Annotated in this window: 22 protein-coding genes and 1 other RNA gene; 16 read left to right on the forward strand and 7 right to left on the reverse strand. The window is 41.0% G+C overall.

Translation table 11 applies throughout. The features are described 5' to 3' along the window. Positions 1–2 precede the first annotated feature (2 nt). From DW650_RS09070 to DW650_RS09080, 3 genes are all read left to right on the forward strand, one after another. Complete coding sequence (locus DW650_RS09070) at positions 3–1307, forward strand: methyl-accepting chemotaxis protein (RefSeq protein WP_118209703.1); 1305 nt, start codon at positions 3–5, stop codon at positions 1305–1307. Positions 1308–1371: 64 nt separating this feature from the next. Continuing rightward, positions 1372–2913 carry a cardiolipin synthase gene (cls, locus tag DW650_RS09075; RefSeq protein ID WP_118209735.1) on the forward strand — a complete coding sequence of 514 codons (1542 nt, stop codon included), beginning with the start codon at positions 1372–1374 and terminating at the stop codon, positions 2911–2913. Positions 2914–3044: 131 nt separating this feature from the next. After that, positions 3045–3716 carry a GTP pyrophosphokinase gene (locus DW650_RS09080; protein ID WP_117921310.1) on the forward strand — a complete coding sequence of 224 codons (672 nt, stop codon included), beginning with the start codon at positions 3045–3047 and terminating at the stop codon, positions 3714–3716. Here DW650_RS09080 and DW650_RS09085 read toward each other — a convergent pair. The 4 genes from DW650_RS09085 to DW650_RS09100 all read right to left on the reverse strand — a co-directional run bounded on the left by DW650_RS09085 (position 3713) and on the right by DW650_RS09100 (position 6577). Then, a complete protein-coding gene (locus tag DW650_RS09085; protein WP_199654236.1) occupies positions 3713–4855 on the reverse strand; it encodes a pyridoxal-phosphate-dependent aminotransferase family protein in 1143 nt (380 codons plus the stop codon). The genes DW650_RS09080 and DW650_RS09085 overlap by 4 nt on opposite strands. Before the next feature lie 78 nt (positions 4856–4933). Next, positions 4934–5482, reverse strand: coding sequence for an ECF transporter S component (locus DW650_RS09090; RefSeq protein ID WP_118209704.1), 549 nt, complete (start codon positions 5480–5482; stop codon positions 4934–4936). A 287-nt stretch (positions 5483–5769) separates the two neighbouring features. Beyond that, positions 5770–5973 carry a cold-shock protein gene (locus DW650_RS09095; protein WP_117921308.1) on the reverse strand — a complete coding sequence of 68 codons (204 nt, stop codon included), beginning with the start codon at positions 5971–5973 and terminating at the stop codon, positions 5770–5772. Between the two features lie 97 nt (positions 5974–6070). After that, a complete protein-coding gene (locus tag DW650_RS09100) occupies positions 6071–6577 on the reverse strand; it encodes a DUF5721 family protein (RefSeq protein WP_243006861.1) in 507 nt (168 codons plus the stop codon). Between the two features lie 166 nt (positions 6578–6743). Between DW650_RS09100 and DW650_RS09105 the strand changes: the two genes are divergently transcribed. The 13 genes from DW650_RS09105 (at position 6744) to ssrA (ending at position 20243) form a co-directional block, all read left to right on the forward strand. Further along, the gene (locus DW650_RS09105) at positions 6744–8036 is read left to right on the forward strand and encodes a M18 family aminopeptidase (protein WP_118209705.1); all 1293 of its coding nucleotides are present in this window, start codon (positions 6744–6746) and stop codon (positions 8034–8036) included. Between the two features lie 9 nt (positions 8037–8045). Continuing rightward, complete coding sequence (locus DW650_RS09110; RefSeq protein WP_118209706.1) at positions 8046–9272, forward strand: transglutaminase domain-containing protein; 1227 nt, start codon at positions 8046–8048, stop codon at positions 9270–9272. Positions 9273–9436: 164 nt separating this feature from the next. Next, complete coding sequence (locus tag DW650_RS09115; RefSeq protein WP_118209707.1) at positions 9437–10276, forward strand: DegV family protein; 840 nt, start codon at positions 9437–9439, stop codon at positions 10274–10276. A 20-nt stretch (positions 10277–10296) separates the two neighbouring features. Beyond that, entirely contained in the window at positions 10297–11604 is a 1308-nt protein-coding gene (locus DW650_RS09120) for a bifunctional folylpolyglutamate synthase/dihydrofolate synthase (RefSeq protein WP_118209708.1), read from the forward strand. A gap of 87 nt (positions 11605–11691) precedes the next feature. Further along, entirely contained in the window at positions 11692–13041 is a 1350-nt protein-coding gene (locus tag DW650_RS09125; RefSeq protein WP_118209709.1) for an MBOAT family O-acyltransferase, read from the forward strand. Positions 13042–13055: 14 nt separating this feature from the next. Next, positions 13056–13964, forward strand: coding sequence for a GDSL-type esterase/lipase family protein (locus tag DW650_RS09130; RefSeq protein WP_243102910.1), 909 nt, complete (start codon positions 13056–13058; stop codon positions 13962–13964). Beyond that, complete coding sequence (locus DW650_RS09135) at positions 13961–14965, forward strand: sensor histidine kinase (protein WP_118209711.1); 1005 nt, start codon at positions 13961–13963, stop codon at positions 14963–14965. The genes DW650_RS09130 and DW650_RS09135 overlap by 4 nt, the downstream gene beginning before the upstream one ends. Next, the gene (locus DW650_RS09140; RefSeq protein ID WP_158576220.1) at positions 14892–15323 is read left to right on the forward strand and encodes a response regulator; all 432 of its coding nucleotides are present in this window, start codon (positions 14892–14894) and stop codon (positions 15321–15323) included. Before DW650_RS09135 ends, DW650_RS09140 begins: the two co-directional genes overlap by 74 nt. A gap of 66 nt (positions 15324–15389) precedes the next feature. Continuing rightward, on the forward strand, positions 15390–16718 hold the full coding sequence (gene eno, locus DW650_RS09145; protein WP_118209713.1) for a phosphopyruvate hydratase: 1329 nt from the start codon (positions 15390–15392) through the stop codon (positions 16716–16718). Between the two features lie 69 nt (positions 16719–16787). Next, complete coding sequence (gene secG, locus DW650_RS09150; RefSeq protein WP_117921297.1) at positions 16788–17027, forward strand: preprotein translocase subunit SecG; 240 nt, start codon at positions 16788–16790, stop codon at positions 17025–17027. Between the two features lie 68 nt (positions 17028–17095). Continuing rightward, the gene (rnr, locus tag DW650_RS09155) at positions 17096–19246 is read left to right on the forward strand and encodes a ribonuclease R (protein WP_118209714.1); all 2151 of its coding nucleotides are present in this window, start codon (positions 17096–17098) and stop codon (positions 19244–19246) included. Positions 19247–19320: 74 nt separating this feature from the next. Beyond that, positions 19321–19788: an SsrA-binding protein SmpB gene (smpB, locus tag DW650_RS09160; protein ID WP_117921295.1), complete on the forward strand. Its 468-nt coding sequence runs from the start codon at positions 19321–19323 to the stop codon at positions 19786–19788. Positions 19789–19880: 92 nt separating this feature from the next. Beyond that, positions 19881–20243: a transfer-messenger RNA gene (ssrA, locus tag DW650_RS09165) on the forward strand. A 131-nt stretch (positions 20244–20374) separates the two neighbouring features. On the opposite strand, the gene DW650_RS09170 is transcribed toward ssrA, so the two are convergent. From DW650_RS09170 to DW650_RS09180, 3 genes are all read right to left on the reverse strand, one after another. Beyond that, positions 20375–21370 (reverse strand): site-specific integrase, encoded by a 996-nt coding sequence (locus DW650_RS09170; RefSeq protein ID WP_243102911.1) that lies wholly within the window; start codon positions 21368–21370, stop codon positions 20375–20377. A gap of 187 nt (positions 21371–21557) precedes the next feature. Next, on the reverse strand, positions 21558–22214 hold the full coding sequence (locus DW650_RS09175) for a hypothetical protein (protein WP_118209716.1): 657 nt from the start codon (positions 22212–22214) through the stop codon (positions 21558–21560). Positions 22215–22284: 70 nt separating this feature from the next. Beyond that, the gene (locus DW650_RS09180; RefSeq protein WP_118209717.1) at positions 22285–23124 is read right to left on the reverse strand and encodes a restriction endonuclease; all 840 of its coding nucleotides are present in this window, start codon (positions 23122–23124) and stop codon (positions 22285–22287) included. Positions 23125–23136: the final 12 nt, after the last annotated feature.

The raw sequence follows: 23136 nt of genomic DNA on the forward strand, positions 1-23136 counted from the left end.
AAATGGGTGACACAAAGAAAATGGCATGGAAAAGATTAATGGGTGTTTTTGTTGTATTTTTCCTGATTATGGCAGTATGGCAGATTGTAGTACTTGAGCTGCTGAAAAATGGCGTGATCGGTACGATGGTTGCAATGATACTGATCTGTCTTGCAACTGTACTGTTTTTTGGCATTGTTTTTGCATCAATCAAAACACTCCTGGATGCATTCAGACAGCTTATGAGTGATGGCTCAGAGGTGGAACTTTCCGGTGGTGTTGCTAAGAAAGCAAATAAACTTGCAGAGAAAGATGGAGAAGTCGGACAGCTTGTGCGTACGTTTCAGGAGTCGATCACTTCATTTTCACAGGTTGTACTGGGAATAAAGAAAGCAACAAAGGAACTTGGTGAGGTTTCAGAGGATTTTAAGCATATTTTTAAGAGTATGACAGCTTCACTGGATCAGACAGAGCAGGCAGTGACTACTATTACGGATAATACGATCTCACAGGCTGATCACACAGTCGATATGAAAGAGAAGATCGATGCTATCAGCAGAACGATCGATAAGATTGCAGAGAATGTATCGATGCTTGCAAAAAGTGCAGAGCACATGAAAGAAAGCAACAAGGCAGCAGAAGCAATCATGGAGGAACTTGTAAATATCAGTAAGGAGAGCGGTGTTGCGATTGAAAATGTAAGACAGCAGACAGATCTGACAAACCAGTCTGCACAGGAGATCCGCACAGCAACAGAGATCATAGCCGGAATCTCAAATCAGACAAATCTTTTAGCTTTAAATGCAAGTATTGAAGCTGCAAGAGCCGGAGAACATGGAAAAGGATTTGCAGTTGTTGCAGAAGAGATCCGTACATTAGCTGACCAGTCAAGGGAATCAACAGAACAGATCAATCAGATCGTCAATACATTGATTGATAATTCAAACGTCAGTGTGGAGATCACGCAGAAAGTATCAGAAGCGTTTGTGAAACAGAATGAGAAGATTCATGATACGGAAGAAATTTTCCGTTCCCTGAATGAGGAGATCAAGAATACAAGCGATGCTGTGGATGGAATCAGCGAAGAAGTAAATGTGTTAGACGATCATAAGACGGTAATTGAAAGTGGAATCACATCTTTGACAGAGTTTGCAGAACAGAATGCCGAGAGTGCGAAAGTAACAACAGAAAACATGGAAGAATTCCAGCAGATCGTTGAACAGTGTGATCAGGCAACAGAGCGCATTGTGAATGTATCCGATGAGCTGGTAGGGTATCTTGGAAAAGTGGATGCAAATGTAAAAGATAAAATGAATGCACGTAACTAAAAATAAATCAGAAACGGAGGAAAAAATACCACATGAGTAAAATTATGTGGTATTTTTCAATATTATGAGAACAGAACAGAAAACATCAGTAAAAAACAGTGTAGGAAGATTGATTTTTGTTGGTATCAGCGTATTGCTTCAGGTCATATGGATCATCAGTCTTTTTATATGGCTGAATAATTATTCGGCAGCAATTTCTCTTTTTTCCACGTTGATCGCGGTCTCGGTTGTATTTGCCATATATGGAATGCATGGAAACATGGCATTTAAAGTACCATGGATGTTGGTCATTACTGCATTTCCGGTATTTGGTCTGTGTGTATTTGCACTATTTGGAAGGTCAAATCTGACCAGAAATATGAAAAAACGTTATGAGGGCATTGACAGTGAACTTTTCCCATTTTTAGAAAGTGATGAGACTGTCGTAAAAATGCTTCAGAAAAAAGATCTGTCAATAGCAAACCAGACAGAGTACATCTGGAAATATGGTCATTATCCGGTTTATCACAATACAGATATTGAATTTTATGCGGATGCGTCACAGGGGTTAGAGGAACAGCTTGCAGATTTGAAAAAAGCAGAGCATTTTATATTTATGGAGTATCATGCCATCGAGCAGGCAGAATCTTTTGAACGGATTTTTAACGTGTTAAAAGACCGGGCAGTGCATGGAGTTGAAGTACGTATTTTCTATGATGATGTTGGAAGCATTGGATTTATCAATCATGATTTCAGAAAACGTATGGAGGAGAATGGAATTGCCTGCCGTGTATTCAATCCGATTATTCCAGTATTATCGGTATTTATGAATAACCGCGATCACAGAAAAATTACAGTGATCGATGGAAAAGTGGGATTTACCGGAGGGTACAATCTTGCAAATGAATATTTTAATGTCACACATCCGTATGGACGGTGGAAAGATACCGGCATCCGTTTAGAAGGAGATGCTGTAAAAAGTCTTACGGTTATGTTCCTTGAAATGTGGAATGTTGTAAAAAAGACAGACCAGGATTATCAGAAGTACCTGCCGGTGACAGATTATAAAGTAAAACAGGAGGGATTTATCCAGCCGTATGCGGATAGTCCATTAGATGATGAACATGTGGGAGAGAGCGTTTATATGAATCTTATCGCACATGCCAAAAAAGAAATTTATTTTACAACACCGTATCTGATCATTACAGATGAGATGAACCGTGCTCTTGGACTTGCCGCAAAGCGTGGTGTGGATGTGCGGATCGTGACACCGGGGATCCCGGATAAGAAACTGATCTATAAAGTAACACGTTCTTATTATGCAGGACTCGTGCGCCAAGGGGTGCGTATTTATGAGTATACGCCGGGATTTATCCATGCTAAACAATGTGTCTGCGATGGAGAGGCGGCAACCTGTGGCACCATTAATATGGATTACCGGAGTTTGTACCTTCATTTTGAAAATGGAGCCTTTTTATATAACTGTGACGCCGTAGGGGAGATTCGTCAGGATTTTGAACATATTTTTGCAGAGAGCACGGAAGTAACAGAAAAATATAAGAGCGGAAGGTCTGCTGTTTTGCGGGGAACACAGTGTTTCTTGCGTTTGTTTGCACCTCTTATGTAAAAATATTATATAATCCGAAATCTTCACAGAAGTTTAGATAACTTTTCCGTAAAAGTATGGTAAAATAATAATGAAAGAGTAGCAGGTCAGGAGAAGCTGTTACAAAAGAACGATTCTAAGGAGAAAGTCAAATGGAATACATGGATATTGAAACAGTCAAGGAACTGGATCATGTTTTTGGGGATATTGAAGAACTACAGAAGTTTCGCTGTCTGATGATGCAGTACGAATGTGCAATGTTAGAGGTGAGGACAAAACTTGACGTATTGAACACAGAGTTATCTGTACAAAACAGCAGGAATCCGATCGAATCGATAAAATGCAGGATCAAAGAACCGGACAGTATTATGAAGAAAATGAAGCGTCAGGAGATTCCATTTTCCGTAGATAATATCGAGAAGAATCTGAATGATATCGCAGGTGTCCGTGTTATCTGCTCATTTCCCGATGATATTTATACATTAGCGGATTATCTGGAAAAACAGGATGATATCAAGCTGATCAAGAAGAAAGATTATATCAGTCATCCCAAACCGAATGGTTACCGCAGTCTGCATCTGATCCTTGAAGTACCGATTTTTTTGACAAATGAGAAAAAGATGATGCGTGTGGAAGTGCAGTTTCGAACGATCGCCATGGATTTCTGGGCAAGTTTAGAGCATAAATTAAAATACAAAAAGGACATTGAAAATGCACAGGTGATCTCACAGGATCTCTGCTTTTGTGCGGAACTGATCTCACAGTTAGACGGCAGAATGCAGCAGATCAGAGAACGTTTAGAGGAAAAGAAAGAGGCCAATTAGGCCTCTTTTTTTCTATAATACTTCAAAAACAGATCTGCAAGATTTCCCTTAAGCGTGACACCAAGTTCAGTCAGGGTAGCAGAGAGAGCTTCTAAAGTAGGAACCATATGCTCTAACCTTGCATTTTCCCCCATATGACCGATACGGATCACTTTACCGGAGAGTTCATCAAAAGATCCGGCAAGCATGATATTATATTTTGTTTGCATTGTATCAAGGATAGATTTAGCATCAGTACATTGCGGAATGTCAAAAACAGTTACAGTGTTTGAAAAACCGCTCTGCAGATGGAGTTTTAAACCCGCTTCTTTTACGGCTGCTCTTGTAGCAGAACCGATCCTTGCATGTCGTTCATACAAAGTCGCATCTTCGGCGATCAGATTAAATGCAGCGCGCAGACCGTAGATATCGCTGATCGGCATAGTATATGGAAACCATTTTTTCTCGTAGTAACCGTCGAATGCCATCAGGTTTGCGTAGAAAGATGCAATCGGAGTTTTACGGTTTTTCATTTTTTCTTTTGCGGCATCACTTACCACAACAAAGGTAAGTCCCGGAGGTGCGGAGACTGCTTTCTGTGAGCCGCCGCAGAGAAGGTCGATCTGAAAATCATCGACACATACTTTTTCGCCAAACATACCGGAAACGGAGTCAACGACCGTTAAGATGCCGTACTGTTTGAGCAGTGGACAGATTCTGCTGATATCATTCAACATGCCGCTTGGGGTATCGCAGTGTACAACAGTGGCATAAGTATAATCGTGATGATCTTTTAAATATTCTGCAAGTGCATCCACATCCAGAGTATTTTCGTAATCAGCATGGTAGATTTCCGGAATACCACCGTACATGCTGACAAAATCTGCAAATCCTTTTCCGTAGATACCGTTGTCGATGACAAGAACTTTATCATCCGGTTCTGTCAGGGAAGCACATGCAGCTTCCAGTCCTAAAATCCCTTCACCATCTAAGATCAGCGTTTCGTTTTTCGTGCCAAGGAGGCTGCTGATCAGTTCGCAGGTTTCTTTATAAAAATCATAAAATTCTTCATCCAGATCAGGATTTGTGCAGGCAAAACTGCGTGCACGTCTTACTGGTTCCGGAACCTGAACCGGTCCGGGTGTCATGATCTTATACATATTAATACTAATCTCCATTCCCGCCCGTTTTTTGGGCATTACAAGTTTGAGTGAAAAATGCTATTTTCAAATGAAACTTTATTTGAAAATAATTTTGTTTGCTGCTTTGCGTAAAGGCTCGATGACGATCAGGACTACAACGGCTGCAACACCGATCTGAACCAGATTTCCCGGAATGGAAGTAACCGGTGCAATCCAGTTGCCGTAGATGATACTCTCTGCGATATAATAGCCGACTACTTTGATCACGCAGGCAGCAGCGATGGCGAGTGCATCAAAACCGAGTCCGTGGTGTTTTTCCGTGATCGCACCAACAACATATCCCATAATCGCTACGATGATAAATGTAAAAGGTGCCCATGCTGTCCAGCCGGAGAGAAGGTCAAAGAGTCCCATGCCAATACCGCCGGCAAGTGCACCACTTTTTTTGCCAAATAAAATGGCGCAGATAAAAAGCGGAACATTGCCAAGATGGATCAGTCCGCCGTTTGCAGTGATCGGAAGTCTGACATTGACAAATGCGGTAAATACATAAGTTAATGCAATGAAAAGTGCTGTGATGGTCAGAAACTGTACCTGACCGATTGAATTTTCTGTTTTTACAGTAGTTGTAGATGTTGTGCTCATATTTCTTTTCTCCTCATACGTTTCTTATGACCGATATTATCTGTCATTTATTTATGCATATCTTAAACGCACACTGGTTTATTTTAAAATGCCAGTCAGGTGAAAATTGAGCAGACCAGTTTGAATGGACTACACAAGAAAGAATACTATTACATAAAAAAGAGTGCCGGAAAGCCGACACTCTTTTTTAAATCCATTGTTTACAATATCTTAATCTAACAAATAAAAACTGGTTCTATTTAAAAAGAAAAAGGTACATGTGAAACTACTGATTGTGCTGGTAGTAATTATTTTACTACTGTAACGTTGGTTGCCTGAGGTCCTTTAGCGCCTTCTACTACTTCGAATTCTACAGTAGCGCCTTCTTCGAGGGATTTGAAACCTTCCATGTTCAGACCTGAGTAGTGTACGAATACATCATTGCCCTGCTCGTCAGAGATGAATCCGTATCCTTTTTGGTTGTTAAACCATTTTACTGTACCTTTGTTCATTGAAAAGTACCTCCAAAAAATATTACTGGCTGTATTTACAGCTAGTTAGAGCATATCATAACAATTTTGAAAAGTAAAGGAAAAAAGAGGATATTTTTCAACCTAATTTCTCAATAACAATATCGTGGTTTTTGAGAAAAATCTCGACGAGTCTGTCCCATTCGTGTTCTAAGGATTTATCGGTAGAAAAAATACGATAAGATACGCCGGTTGTGAGCATAAGACTTCCATTCTGGAACTTCAGATTCAAAAACATCCCTGTTACATCCTGTGGGGTAAAAGAAGTCTGGATGCTGGCAAGTGTCCGGGACAGATTATCCGGTGACAGCAGAAATACAAATTTGAAATAATTAGGAGTACGTTTTCCTTTGATCAGGTCGAAACAGTGCTGGCGCACTCTGCCATAAGGAAGGAATGCAAGGTCAGATAAGCCCTGTTCTTCTAATTCTTCTTTTGAAAAAAAGTCCGGTGTGATCGTTCCGTCAAAATTCCATACGGCATCTTTTTGTATGGTTGCTTCCTTTAACAGAAAGTGGTCGAATGTATCTGAACACAGAAGCTGGTTCATAAAATTTTTGAGTTCCGGGATATTAAGCGCTAACATGCGGTATACCTCTTTCATATTATGTTCATTTTCATGTGGCACTGCTCATTGCTTACGCATATTGTACCATAAAACCCAGAGAAACAAAATAAAGGATGTAATCTTTCTGATTTTATAGTAAAATAGGGATGGTTTTAATCAGTATTACAGGAAAAGAGGAACTACAATGAACGAGAAAACAGTTTTATTTGATTTATTAAAAGAAGGAGTATCTCCGGTACACGTGGTAAAGGCATGTGAAAAGCGTTTAGCAGATGCCGGTTTTGAAAAGATAGCTTATGAAGAAGAATGGAATTTAAAAGCAGGTGGCCGCTATTATGTGGATCATCATGATACCACACTGTTTGCATTTTCGATTCCTGCGGATGAGATGAAAAAAGGAAAAAAGCCTGCAGTCCGGATCGCAGCGGCACATACGGATTTTCCATGTCTTAGAATTAAACCGTCATGTGATGTTGTAACGAATCGCTATGCACAGGTTAACATTGAGGTGTATGGAGGTGCAATTTTAAATACATGGTTAGACAGACCACTTGGTGTGGCAGGACGTGTGGCAGTAAGAGGGAATGATCCGTTTACACCGGAATTAAAATATTTTGCATCCCAAAAGAATCTGCTCACGATCCCAAATCTTGCAATCCATATGAATCGCGAAGTGAATAAGGGTGTGGAGCTGAATAAGCAGATCGATATGATCCCGGTTGCAGGATTACTTGCAGAAAATGAAACATGTGCTGATTATTTCTTAGGTTTTCTTGCAAAAGAACTGTTTGTTGCAAAAGAAGATATTTTAGATTTTGAACTGACGGTATATTGCAGGGAACAGCCGGAGTATGTCGGCTTAGAGGATGATTTTATCTCATCTCCAAGACTGGATAACCTGACATCCTGTGTAGCATTGGTATCCGGTATCATAGATGCGGAAAGAAAAGACGGTATTAATCTGATCGCACTGTTTGATCACGAGGAGATTGGAAGCCGCAGTAAACAGGGAGCGGGATCTATATTGCTTCACGATATGTTACTCCGAATTCTAAAAGCCTGTGGAGCGGGGGAGAGTGCTCCGGAACTGTTGTATCAGAGCATGCTGTTGTCCGTAGATGTTGCACATGGTCTGCATCCAAATCAGGCAGGCAAAATGGATATTACTAATAAACCGGTGCTTGGAAGCGGCTTCTGTATCAAGGAGGCATGTTCCCAGTCCTATGCGACAGACTGTGAGGCAATTGCGATTATTCAGCAGATCTGTGATCTGAAAAAAATCCCATATCAGAAGTTTGTGAACCGTTCAGATATGGCAGGGGGCGGAACACTTGGTTCTATTGCATCTGCATTATTGCCGGTAAAAACGGTAGATATCGGTATCCCGCTTCTGGCAATGCATTCGGCGAGAGAATTGATGGGAGCAGCAGATCAGGAAGCATTGACGGAACTTGTAAAGGCATATTTTTCACTTTAAGGGGGAAGTGTGAAAAGAAGAAAAAGACATACACTGCTTAAATGTATGATTTTAGCGGTGTTAGCAGGCGCAGTGATCCGATATACCGGAGTATTTCCTGATTCTTTCACACCTCCGGGACAGATACAAAGCCAGGTTCATGTAGAACAGAAAAATGCAAAATCCAAAGCAGATTCCGGCACAATAGAGAAACATATAAAAGAGAGTCAGGAAACAGGTACGGAAAATGAAACACCGGAGGCAAAAGTATCGCATGGATATGCTTACGAAACTCTCTCAACGGAGCAGCAGACAGTCTATGATGAGATATATCGGATTATTATGACACATGATTCAAAGGTTCCGGTAAGTACCTGTGATGAAAAGGTATTAGAGAAAGCATATCGTTCTGTCATAGCAGACCACGGGGGGATTTTCTGGGTATCCGGATATAACTATACGCAGTACACGATGGGGAAAAAGACGGTCAGAATAGATTTTTCGCCAAGCTATACAGTGGATCGTGATGAGCGTGATTCATATCAGAGCCGGATCGATTCAGTGGTGGATTCCATATTAAAAAATGTGGATTCATCCTGGGGAGATTATGAAAAGGCAAAATATGTTTTCGAATATCTGGCTGGAAACATTGAGTATGAAATGGGAACGGAACAGAACCAGAACATTATCAGTGTCTTTTTAAATAAGAAAACAGTCTGTCAGGGGTATGCAAATGCCACGCAGTATCTGTTGTCTCTTTTAGGAATACGGGCTGTTGTCGTGACGGGAACTGCGGAGGGAGATACGCATGCGTGGAATCTTGTGCAGCTTGATGGCGCATATTATTTTATAGATACGACATGGGGAAATTCTTCTTATAATAATGGTGAGAGCGGTTTTGGATCTTTTATCAATTATAATTATTTCGGGGTGACTACGGCTGAAATCAGCAAGACACATCAGGCGGATGGCACATTGCTTTTGCCGGACTGTACGGCGACGGCAGATAATTACTATGTAAAAGAAGGAAAATATATCACAGAATGGGAACCGGATGTGGTTGGACAGATTTATGGCGAGGCCTATCGCAATGGAGCTGTCACAGAGGAGATCCGTTTTTCGGACAGCTCTTTATATGAGCAGGCAAAAGCGTATCTCATCGATGAACAGCATATCCGTGATTACTGTGAGGGGATTACTGGATTATCCTATATTGAGGATCAGGATCAGAATGTACTGATCCTGAAATTCTCTTAAAACGTATGTCTGATAAAAAATATATAAAATATAATGAAAACCTCTATACAAAACAAAGTTTTTATGATACTGTTATGTAGTAATCAATACTACATGTAATGGAAAGAAATAACATATAAAAAGTTATCAAATAACAAATTGTCGGGTTATGGAGGTTATCTGAAATGTATAAGATCGTGATTGACAGTTGTGGAGAACTGCCGGAAGATTTAAAAAAAGATGGACATTATCAGAATGTGTCATTGGAGTTAGAGGTAGATGGATGTTGTATTCGCGATGATGAGACGTTTGACCAGAAGGATTTTCTCCGCAGGGTTAAGGAAAGCGTTACCGGACCGAAATCTGCATGTCCGTCTCCGGATGAGTATATGAAATCATATGAAGGAGATGCGGATCATGTATATGTGGTAACTTTGTCCGGCAGACTGTCGGGATCTTATAACAGTGCCGAACTTGGAAAAAATCTGTTTGAAGAGGAGCATCCGGGCGAGAAGAAGATCTATGTATTTAATTCCCGCTCTGCTTCCATAGGCGAAACATTGATCGGCATGAAAGTACAGGAGTGTGAAGAGGCAGGTATGAGTTTCGAGGAAGTTGTTGAGACGACAGAAAAATATATCAGCTCCATGAATACCTTTTTCGTGCTTGAAACATTAGAGACTCTGCGCAAGAATGGACGCCTGACAAATCTTAAGGCATTTATTGCAAATACATTAAATATCAAGCCGGTGATGGGATCTACCGAGGAGGGATCGATCTGTCAGCTTGGCCAGGCGCGTGGCATGAACAAAGCACTGGATAAGATGATTCAGAATGTGATTGCAAAGACAAAAAACTGTGAGAACAGAGTGCTTGCGATCTCACACTGTAATTGTCCGGAACGTGCCAGAGCAGTAAAAGAAAAATTAGAAAAGTTGGCAAAGTTCAAAAAAATCATTATTACGGATACGGCGGGCGTCAGCACGATGTATGCCAATGACGGCGGTGTCATTATCGCAGTTTAATATAGAAAAAGGACAGTATTATGAAAGAACTGACATATGAGGAAGTATTAGACCAGATTGAACATCAGAGACGGTTTGGCAACCGTCCGGGGGCAGAGATATCTGCACTGATGCTTGAAAAGTTAGGCAGACCACAGCAGAATATGAGTGTGATCCATATAGCGGGGACGAACGGAAAAGGTTCCGTCTCTGCTTTTTTGTGCTCAATTTTAAAGGAAGCAGGAATCCGTACAGGGATGTTCACATCACCACATCTGGTTGATTTCAGGGAACGGATCTGTGTGGATGGACAGATGATATCCCATGAGAAAGTGACACGACTTGGGAATATGCTGCTGGGGGAAGAGTTTGGGGCAGCTTTGACTATGTTTGATTACTGCCTTGCGATAGCACTGCTTTATTATAAGGAAGAACAGTGTCAGGCAGCTGTGATAGAGACCGGACTTGGAGGAAGATTAGACTCGACGAATGCAATCGGTGTACCGGAGGTTACGGTTATCACGAAGATCGGATATGATCACATGGCGATTTTAGGCGATACTTTAGATAAAATTGCGGCGGAGAAAGCAGGTATTATAAAAAAAGGTACAAAACTGGTATTAGAAAGCCAGAAGCAGGAAGCGATGCAGATCCTGCTTGAAACGGCAGAAAAAGAGAAAATTACAGAGATAAGGATCGCGGATATCCATGATGTGACAGACTGCCGCTATGAAAATGGCAGACAATATTTTTCCTGTAAAAATTATAAAGATCTTGAGATGTCAATGCTTGGAGTGCATCAGTATGAAAATGCACTTGCAGCGATTCAGGCAGCAGAAATTTTTTTGAAAAACAGGGGAATTTCAGAAGAAAAAGCAGAATATTATATCAGGGAAGGAATCAGAAAGACAAGATGGGAAGGCCGGATGGAGATTCTTGGCAAAGATCCGTTTTTCATGGTGGATGGTGCACATAATAGCAACGGAGTGGCAGCACTGGCAAAAAGTCTTCGTACCTTGTTTCCGGAAGAGAAGTTTCATTTTATCATGGGAGTTATGGCAGACAAGGATTATGAGGAGATGATTGAAGAATTACTTCCACTTGCTCTTGATTTTAAGACGGTAACAGTCGAGTCAGAGAGAGCACTTGCTGCGAAGGAGTTATCGGAGAAAATCAGAAAAAAGGGAATCTGTGAGGCGGGTCTATTAAGATCTTTTGATGAACTGATGCCGGATCGTCTGGATGCGGCACATAAAACGATTGCATTCGGATCTTTGTATTTTGTTGGGGAGATCAAAAAATATTTCCGAGATGTGACAAAAATAACAAAAAATTTACAAATTTACTAACTTTGCTTAATAGGTGATTATCAGACATTTTTTTGGCTATAATAGTTGTTGTTAAAAAAATAATGTGGATTAGAAAGAGCCGATAAGATGGTATTTAGCAGTTTTGAATTTTTATTCCGGTTTTTACCGTTTTTTTTACTGATATATTATGTGACACCGAAAAAATGGAAAAATGCGGTGTTGTTTGCAGGGAGCATTTTATTTTATACAACAGGTGAGGCAGAATATGTAGTGCTTTTGCTTGCCTCTGTGGTGATCAATTATATTCTGGGAAGATTCATGTACCGGGATACTTATGAGGGAAGAGGAAAAAAACAACTGATTCTGTTGATCATGGCACTGTGCTATGATTTTGGTGTTCTGTTCCTTTTTAAGTATAGTGGACTCATGGATAAACTGCCGCTTGGCATCAGTTTTTATACGTTTCAGATCGCCGCCTATATCATCGATGTTTACCGGGGAAAAGTGCCGGTTGAAAAATCATTTATCCGTCTCGGAACGTATCTGATGATGTTTCCGCAGCTGATCGCCGGACCGATCATCAATTATTCAGAAGTCCGTATGGCTTTATGCAGCAGGACTGTTACTATAGAACAGTTTGAATCAGGATTAAAAACACTGATACTGGGACTTGGAGCAAAAGTGATCGTTGCAGACCGTATCGGGCTTTTGTGGAATAATATACAGTCAATCGGTTTTGAAAGTATTTCAACGCCATTAGCATGGATGGGGGCGTTTGCATACTCCCTAGAGCTGTATTTTGATTTTTCAGGATATTCTTTGATGGCATTGGGACTTGGGCAGATGCTGGGATTTGAATTTCCTAAAAACTTTAAACATCCTTATATTTCAAAATCGGTATCAGAATTCTGGAGAAGATGGCATATTACGCTGGGACGCTGGTTTAAGGAATATGTCTATATTCCGTTAGGTGGCAACAGGAAAGGAAAGGCGCGTACGATATTTAATTTATTTGTGGTATGGAGTCTGACTGCCATCTGGCATGGTGCAGAAGGACATTTCCTGATCTGGGGAGCGTCTCTGCTCGTACTGCTTGCTATAGAAAAAGTGTTTTTATTACAGTTTCTGGAGAAGAGTAAAATACTTTCCCATATATATCTGGTACTTGTAGTGCCGCTTACCTGGGTTGCATTTGCTATTGCGGATGTAGGACAGCTTGGAATTTATTATGCAAGAATGTTCCCGTTTTTTGGCGTGGGAGAGGCAATAAGGCAGATGGATTTTATAAAGTATCTGATGGATTACGGACCACTGTTTCTGATCGGGATTATTTTTTCTACTCCATATCCGGCAGCTTTCTACAAAGTGGTCGAGAAAAAGTGGCTGGGAAGTTTGTCGGTGATCGTGGTATTGGTTTTAAGCCTTTATTATATGGCTGTTTCTACAAATAATCCATTTTTGTATTTTAATTTTTAGGACTGGTGATTAGTGTGAAGAAAATAATGAAATGCCAGGTCGCAGTCTTTTTGATCGTCGGATGGGTGATCCTTTCACTGATCGGTTATTTAAAAAAAGACGGGATCTATAAAAATTATTCCATCAATATTAAAAAAACTCCATATTTTGTATTGGTGTTAGATGGAATTCATGATAAAATTTATCCTTGGAGTAAGGAAACGCCGGACGAATACAGACCGCAGCAGGAAGAGAATGTTGCGGCTACAGAAGTGACAGAACAAGAGGAGACCACACAGCGGACGGAAACTGTGGAGCAGGATACTGAGACGGCGGTTCTAGAACAAAAGAAGTTTATACAGGTGGATGACAGTTATTTTGATGATGCAGTTTTTATTGGCGATTCGAGAACGGTAGGTCTGCATGATTATGGCGGATTGGATCATGCAGATTTTTATGCGACCGTAGGCATGAATATCTATGATCTGTGGAAAGATGCATTCTGTAATGTCAATGACCAAAAGGTAACATTAGAGGAAGCATTAAAGGCTAAACAGTATAAAAAAGTGTATTTTCAGATCGGTATTAATGAAATGGGACGCGGAACGCTTGACGGGTTTATGAATGAGTATCAGAATGCAGTCGAAAAATTCAAAACACTGCAGCCGGATGCGATCATTTATGTGCAGGCGATCATGCATGTGACCAGCAAAAAATCCGATTCAGACCCGATTTTTAATAATCCGGGTATTGATGCGAGAAATCAGCGCATACAGCAGCTTGCAGATGGTGTCCGTGTGTTTTATATTGATGTCAATGAAGTAGTATGTGATGATCAGGGCGGATTAAAGCAGGAGCTTACGTTTGATAATCTGCATCTGTATGGATCAAAATATAATATCTGGGTAGATTTCTTAAAGACAAAAGGAATTGAAACAGAGTGATAAAGTTGTATGAAAATCATAAGGAAAAATTGAATAAATTTTTGAAAGCGGATGTGCTGGCAGAATGCAGGTCCCAGGTAGATTATGAGAACAGAGTTGTGCTCTGCGTCTTAAATATTGCCATGGTATGCCTGTCTTTTTTGCTGGCATTTCCGTTCAAGGATGTCTGCATATGCAAAAAAAGTATATCTGACAGAAGAACAGAATCAGAGATTATCGCCGGAGGGGCTGCGAATGAAGCAAAAACAAATTTTCTGGCTGGAATGAGTCATGAGATCCGAACACCTATGAATGCGATTATTGGTTTAAATTCCATGATCCGGTCGTCAATTGATGACAGAAACCAGGTGCTTGATTACACGGAAAAACTTGATTCGGCATCCAGATATCTTCTGGCATTGCTGAATGATATCCTCGATATGTCACGGATCGAGAGTGGAAATATGAAGCTGGCCGTCCGGGCATTTTCCGGGGATAAGTTCTGGGATAATGTCAATATGTTAGCGAAAACACAGGCACTTATGGCAGGTGTTGGCTATTCTTTTGACAGAGAACGGAAAATATCGGAAGTATATATCGGAGATGCCACAAGGTTAGAACAGATCATGATAAATCTGATCAATAATGCGGTAAAATTTACACCGGAAGGTGGAAGTGTTGATGTAGCTGTTACAGAGCAGGAAGTGAATGAAAGAGTACAGCTTACAGCAGTTGTCTCTGATAACGGAATTGGTATTGCAAAGGATTTTCTGCCAAAGGTATTTGATATTTTTACACAGCAGCATGAAGAAAATACAAGTGTTTATGGAGGAAGCGGACTGGGACTTTCTATTGCGCACAATTATGCAAGGATGATGGATGGTGATATTACAGTACAGAGTACGGAAGGAGAAGGTACTGTGTTTACCGTGACCGTAAAACTTGATTTTGACCGTCGGAAAAAAGAGCGGAAAAAAAACAGAGGATATCAGTTTTGCCGGAAAGAGAATACTGCTTGTTGAGGATCATCCGCTCAATGTCATTGTGGCAAAGGGACTTTTGGAAAAGAAACAGTTTGAAGTCGTTACGGCAGAAAATGGCAGAAAGGCAGTGGAACTTGTGGAAAATTTCCCGGAATATTATTTTGATGCAGTACTGATGGATATCCGGATGCCGGTTTTAGATGGAATCGGGGCAGCCAGAGAGCTCCGTGCTTTAGACAGAGAAGATGTAAAAGACCTTCCAATCATCGCGATGACGGCAAATGCCGGTGAGGAGGACAGAAAACAGACGAGGGAAGCCGGGATGAATGAGCATCTGGCAAAACCGATCGATCCGAAACTCTTGTATGCGACACTACAGAAATTTATTTTGTCATAAAAAGTTATAAAAGATTCCCTGATTACACATACTACGGAAAAAGAATGTGTGAAAGGGGAATTTTTTATGTCATTAAAAATTAACATTACAGATGTACATGCAAGACAGATTCTGGATTCAAGAGGAAATCCGACAGTGGAGGTTGAGGTGACTGCCGAGACAGAGACAACTGGTAAAAAAACTACCGCAAGAGAATCTGTTCCTTCCGGTGCAAGTACCGGAAGATTTGAAGCAATAGAACTGCGTGACGGGGATAAAGATTACTTCGGTCTTGGTGTGCAGAAGGTTGTAGATCACGTAAACACGAAAATCAGGGAAATGCTGCTTGGGATGAATGTATTAGAGCAGGCAAAGTTAGACCGTGCGATGGTGGAACTTGATGGAACCGATAATAAGGGAAATCTGGGGGCAAACGCAATTCTTGGAGTATCACTTGCCTGTGCTAAAACGGCTGCGAAGGCTCTTGATATGCCGTTATACCGTTATCTTGGAGGAACCAATGCCAAAACACTTCCGGTTCCAATGATGAACGTGATCAATGGTGGCGTCCATGCAAAAAATACGCTTGATTTTCAGGAGTTTATGATCATGCCTGTGGGGGCACGTGGTTTTTCACAGGCACTTAAGATGGGAGCAGAAGTGTATTATTTCCTGCGCCAGATACTGAATGAAAACGGTATGAGTACGGCAGTTGGAGATGAGGGAGGATTTGCACCTGATTTTGAGGATACAAAAGAGGCATTTTCTTATCTTTCGAAGGCAGTGGAGATGGCTGGTTACCAGGTGGGCAGAGATGTTGTCTATGCGATGGATGCTGCGGCGAGTGAATTGTATGACGAAGCACGTGGCGTTTATGTTTTCCCTGGAGAGTCAGAAGAAAAGGGGGAGGAGCAGGAGATTGTCAGAAGTTCGGAGGAGATGATCGCCATGTATGAGGAGCTTATGGGGCAGTTCCCGATTGTTTCCATCGAAGATGGTTTGTTTGAGGATGACTGGGAAGGCTGGCAGAAGCTGACAGAAAGACTTGGCGATAAGGTGCAGCTTGTCGGAGATGATCTGTTTGTGACGAATCCGAAACGGATACAGTGCGGAATCAAACTTGGTGCAGCGAACGCGGTTCTTGTCAAGGTAAATCAGATCGGAACTGTGACAGAGGCATTAAATGCGATCGAGATGGCAAAATCTGCAGGATATCATACGATAATCTCACATCGTTCAGGTGAAACAGAAGATGCATTTATCGCAGATCTTGCAGTTGCGGTCAATGCCGGACAGATCAAAACAGGTGCACCATGCCGCGCGGAGCGTACCAGCAAATATAACCAGCTTTTGCGGATCGAGGAGGAACTGGCAGAAGATGCGGTGTTTGAACCGGAAGAAATTATGAAAAAATAGGTTGAAAAAACAAAACGTCTATGTTACAATGACTAAAGTTGTGAGTTTGTAACCTAGGAGGGAACGATCGTGGCAGTTGTAAAAACAATTTTGACTGTAGTTTTTATTATAATCAGTGTAGCATTGACAGTTATCATCTTAATGCAGGAAAGTAAATCCGCAGGACTTGGAGCAATCGCAGGTGCAGCAGACACATACTGGGGCAAGAACAAGGGACGTTCCATGGAAGGTATGTTAGTAAAGCTGACAAGACTTTTTGTTATCTTATTTATCGTGATTGCAGCGGTATTAAATATGAGTATTTTTTAAGATGAATCGATGGCTGTCGCAGGTGCGGCAGTCATTTTTTTGATTCATAGGAAAAAGGACAGGGGTTTATGGAGAAAACAATTTTAGAAGAACGGAAAAAGACAATTTATCAGTTTATCTGTGATGAATTTTATGTACCGATGAAGGCGAAGGAGATGGCAGTCGTTCTATCAGTGCCGAAATCACAGCGCAGTGAACTGCAGGAAGTCTTAGATGCGCTTGTGATGGATGGCAGTATCGAAGTGACTTCCAAGGGCAAATACATCAAATCAGAAGGGAAATATCTGACCGGTACATTTACTGCGCATGCGAGAGGGTTTGGATTTGTCAGTATCGAGGGGGAAGAGGAAGATATCTTTATCCCGGAGTCGCAGGTACACGGTGCATTCCATATGGATACGGTACAGGTGGCGATCACTTCAGAAAATACCGGCAGACGAAGGGAAGGTACGATCACAAAGATCATATCACGTGGTACAACCCGGATCGTATGTACTTATGAAAAGAGTAAGACATTTGGATTTGCGGTGCCGGATAATCCGAAGTTCGGTTCTGATATTTTTATTCCGCAGGAACGTTCCAAGGGAGCTGTCAGCGGGCATAAAGTTGTAGTTGAGATCACGGATTACGGCAAAGAGGGAAGAAAACCGGAAGGAAAAGTGGTTGAGATCATCGGTCATATCAATGATCCTGGAACGGATATCATGTCGATCGTAAAAGCGTATGATCTGCCGGTCGAGTTTTCAGAGAAGATCATGCATCAGGTGGAAAATGTCTCAAATGAAGTCAGTACTGCTGATATGGCGGGACGCATGGATTTCAGGGAATGGCAGACTGTAACAATCGATGGGGAAGATGCGAAGGATCTTGATGATGCGATTACATTGACAAAAGAGGGAGACAACTATAAACTTGGCGTGCATATCGCTGATGTATCAAATTATGTACAGGAGCATAGTGCTCTGGATGTGGAGGCATTATCCCGCGGTACATCTGTTTATTTAGTTGACCGGGTGATCCCGATGCTGCCACATAAGCTGTCAAATGGAATCTGTTCTTTGAATGCAGGGGAAAACCGTCTGACGTTAAGCTGTGTGATGACGATCGATCCGAAAGGAAATGTGATCGACCACACGATCGCAGAGTCTGTGATCAAAGTGGACCGCCGCATGAGTTATACCAGTGTAAAAAAGATTCTCGAAGATCATGACGAAAATGAGATCAGAGAGTATGAGAATTTGGTTCCAATGTTTGAACTGATGCGGGAACTGGCTGCTATTTTGCGTAAAAAACGTATGAAACGCGGATCGATCGATTTTGATTTTCCAGAGACAAAAATCGTGCTTGATGAAAAAGGAAAGCCGATTGAGATCAAGCCTTATGAGAGAAATGTTGCAACAAAGATCATTGAAGATTTTATGCTGATCGCCAATGAGACAGTGGCACAGGATTATTTCTGGCAGGAACTGCCATTTGTATACCGTACACATGATAATCCGGATACCGAGAAAATCAAGAAGTTATCGACATTTATTAATAATTTTGGCTATTCCATCCACATCGGTCAGGATGAAGTACATCCGAAAGAACTGCAAAAACTTCTGCAAAAGATCGATGGTACCCCGGAGGAAGCATTGATCAGCCGTCTGACACTTCGTTCCATGAAACAGGCAAAGTATACCACTATGAGCACGGGGCATTTTGGACTGGCAACTCCATATTACTGTCATTTTACATCCCCGATCCGCAGATATCCGGATCTGCAGATACATCGTATTATCAAGGACAATCTGCGTGGAAGGATGAATGCAAAGAAAATCGAGCATTATGACAAAATTCTTCCGGAAGTTGCAAAACATTCGAGTGAGATGGAACGCCGTGCGGATGAAGCTGAGCGTGAGACAGATAAACTGAAAAAAGTGGAATATATGTCAGAGCGTATCGGTGAGGTGTTCGAAGGTGTGATCTCCGGAGTGACTGAGTGGGGATTTTATGTGGAGCTGCCGAATACGGTGGAAGGACTGGTGCATGTAACAACGCTGGTGGATGACTATTTCCATTATAATGAGAGTACCTACGAACTGGTTGGAGAGGTGACGAATATCCGCTATAAACTTGGACAACGTGTTCATGTTATGGTGACAGGAACTGACAGGATTTTACGCACAATTGATTTTCGTGTGGTACGGCAGGATGAGCGGGAAGCGGGGAAAGAATAAAAATCATCTTGCGTTCCCCCTCATTTCGGGGTATACTATACAAGCTGGGTATTGGATAAGAAAGGAAGGTCATGATGGCAAAGACAGAAAAAAAACTGATCGCAAATAATAAGAAGGCTTACCATGACTTTTTCTTAGAAGAACGTTATGAGGCGGGTATTGAACTGCATGGTACAGAGGTAAAGTCCATGCGTATGGGAAAATGCAGCATCAAAGAAGCGTTTATCCGTATCGAGAATGGTGAGGTCATTATTTATGGCATGCATGTCAGTCCTTATGAAAAGGGGAACATCTTCAACCGTGATCCTCTGCGTCCGAAGAAACTCTTGATGCATAAGGCAGAAATCCGCAAGCTGGTCGGAAAGATTGCAGAAAAGGGTTATACTTTAGTGCCGGTTGAGGTATACTTTAAGGGGAGCCTTGTAAAAGTCGATATTGCGCTTGCAAAAGGTAAGAAACAGTATGATAAACGTCAGGATATTGCCAAGAAGGATATGCGGCGTGAGGCAGAGCGTGATTTCAAAGTAAAGAATCTGTATTAAAGTAATTTATAAAAAAGAATGGATGATGTATTTTTTGTACACAGAAAATAATATTTTGTGTAAGAAAGACTGCATCTGAAATATATATTTATGGGCTTGTAATGGTTTCGACAGGGATCATGAAGCTGGAGAAGCGAGTCGCACGGGATGCGTCAAATTCCAAAATTAAAATTAAACGCTGAAGATAATTTAGCGGTTGCAGCCTAACAGCTGCAACTTGCTGCCCATGATGGCAGCAGTCTGACCTAGAGCACTCACACTTTAGGATTCAGGCTTCGACTATGTGAGAAACGACACAGACAAAGCTTTGAGTCTGTGGGCGTATGATGAAGCTACTAAAACCGGAACTGTGCCTACGCAGGTCTGGCGGAGGGAATGTCAAAACATAGGATACACTCGTAGAAGGACAGGGGATTGGTTTTTGGACACGGGTTCGACTCCCGTCAGGTCCACTCCAAAGAAAATGCCTGAAATCTTGGAAAATTGTTGATTTTCCTAAGTTTTCAGGCTATTTTTGTGCAATGAATTATAAGTTGAAATTATGCCAAATTTATGTCATAAATGTAATTTTTTGTCATGGATTTTGTCATGACAAATTCTTAAATAATCCGTTCATTGCATTCTTTTGTTTCTCTTTATCTCTGTCAATGGTGGAATGGCGATACACGGCTTTCATCACATGGGGTGTTGACCATCCACCCATTTTCATAACATCTTCTTCGCTCATCGTCTGACTCATCATTGTGGCAAAATAATGACGGAGAGCATGCAGTTTAAAATTTTGAATACCGAGCTCATTTTGATATTTCTGTAAATTTTCGTAGATCTGATTGGCAGAGCCTTTATAGATATATCCCTGCGCCCGGATCATGTCGGCAACAAACTCCGGTATTATAATTTTCCTAGAGCTGTTAGTTGTCTTAGTTGATTTAATGTGCCATTGTTTATCGCTGCCAACGACCATTGCTTTATTAATTGTCAGAATGTTGTCATCTGATAGATCAGAAAGCTCTAATGCAAGGATTTCACTTCTACGGAGTCCGCAGCATGCAAGTAGGAGCGGTATGTAGTATTTTGTTCCAGTGGCTTTTTCTAAAATCAGTTTGACTTCGCCGCTTGTTGGAATGTATGGTTCTTTTTTTTCTTTCTGTGGCAATGTGATATGAAATACTGCATCTGGCCGGAATGTTTCCATAACAGAGAGAATAAAGCCATTTGCGTTTGCAGTTGTTTTTGGAGAACGTGATACTGAATAATCATTTATTTCTTTTTGAATATCAGTTTGTTTTATATCCGACAGTCTAAGACTTTTAAATTCATCAGATAAGTTACGGAATATGCTCATATAGCCATTTTTAGTGGAAGGACTAAGAACATTACCTTTGATTCTGAAAAATTCATCACAGGCTGATTGGAAGGTTGTTGGAATAGCGGAAGCAGAAGGAACGCTGTCTAATTTCTCCGACATTGCCTGTAAGGCTTCCTTTTGTGTTGGCTTCTCATCGAATACAACCGTATACATTTGCCCTTTGTACATTTTTCTAATCCGGTAAGAACCACTTGGGAGTTTTTCGATTTTCATATGTATCATCCTTTCTTTTATCCACCTCGAAATCGAGGGGATTTTGGGTATAAAAATAACAGCCAGCAGAGAACTGGTGTTCCGCTTGCGTTTGGCTGCTCCGGATGATACAATATGCTTGCTTAGGGCTATTGTTCATTCAGAGCAATTGCATTGCCGCTCCGCTTAATGGTGGAGCGGTTTTTATTTACTGATTTTCGGTATTGTCAGTCGCCATATCAGATGAGTCTGCGGAGTTAATGATTTCTCCGGAATCTGCATTGACGAAATCAACATGGATGTTGCCAACATCAGATCCGTTAAAAATAGCATACATACCGCCATACATATAAAATCCCATGATTGATATAGAGTCTGTTAAATCCAATTCTGTGGATGTGGTAGTAACAGTAAAGTTGGTAAAATCTGAATTTGCTTTTATATCTGTGAAGTTTGGATAATCCTCTGATCCAACCATGTCTGATAGTGTAGAATTGATATTATCCGCAAGTTCCTGCATCATTTTTTTGTGCTGTGATTTGGACATCACATAAGTTGCACTTCCGTCATCGTTAAGGGTAATTGAGTGAATATCACTATCTGCAGCTTTGGCATCTAATTCCTCTTGAGTAGTATCTCCGACGAGATCAGCAGGAACCGTTATTGTGACATCGAATAAATTTTTGTCTACGTCAATATCGCCTATTGCATTTAATTCGGAAATATCATTTTCTGTGCCCTGAGTGTCGGCTTCTTCTGCTGTTTGAGTTGATGGGGCAGAAGATGATTGAACCTGATTGTTGCTTCCACATGCGGTTAGTGCCAAAGATGAAATAAGTAAAATAGTAACAATTTTTTTCTTCATAACATAGTCTCCTTATATTTTTGTAGTATCATATTGATTCTAACATACTTGTAATAGCCGAGCAATGATGTTAAATGGTTGATGACTTCCTTATAAATTCTTCTAATTTATTCCTATCCCAAAGTAGGACACCGTTATGTTCTGCCAGTTCTTTTGCACTTCTGGTAAAATACTGATTAGTTAATACAGCGGCAACATGGCAATCATAAAAGGTTTTGCCGGCAAACGCTTCTTGTACCGCTTTATTGCCTATGTTTTGGGAATAGCATTTGCATTGGATACCATATTTTACCCCATCTTTATAAGCAATAATATCAATACCTTGATCGCCACTTCCTCTTGTGACTTCAACATTTGAAAATTCATTTTTCTTTAATAGATCACCACAAAAATATTCAAACTCATGACCATCCATATTATCATATGGTTTGTTCAAATCCATCGTCCTTGCAGATGTAACTGTTGTGGATGAACTATAAGTAGCGGGGGTATGAGATGAGAAAACAGCTTTTTTTAAGCATAATCCCGAGCTATCTTTAAAAGAACCAGTTGCGATTCTAAATATATCTACGAGCCAACCAATTCCAAATAAACCCATGGTGAGAAGATATAATATTCCTATTTTAGCTTTTCCAACATAAAAATAATGAGCACCAAAAAAACCGAGAAATATACACAATGCAAGTGCAACTGTCTGGTTTTTCCCACTGACGGCAGGAGCCTGTATATAAGGACGGCTGACAGTTTGATTGGGTGTTGGTGTTTGCTGTGGTGTAGAGTAGTAATTATTAATTACGGTACTATTGGTTTGGTTATTTAATATGGTGTCAGGGGCGTTTTGCGGTAACTCACAACCACAGTATTCGCAAAATTTCCCATTTCCTTCGGCTCCACAATTTGGACATTTCATAATATAATCCTC

It is taken from the genome of Roseburia sp. AM23-20 (assembly GCF_003470905.1).
GTDB classification, from domain to species: domain Bacteria; phylum Bacillota; class Clostridia; order Lachnospirales; family Lachnospiraceae; genus Roseburia; species Roseburia rectibacter.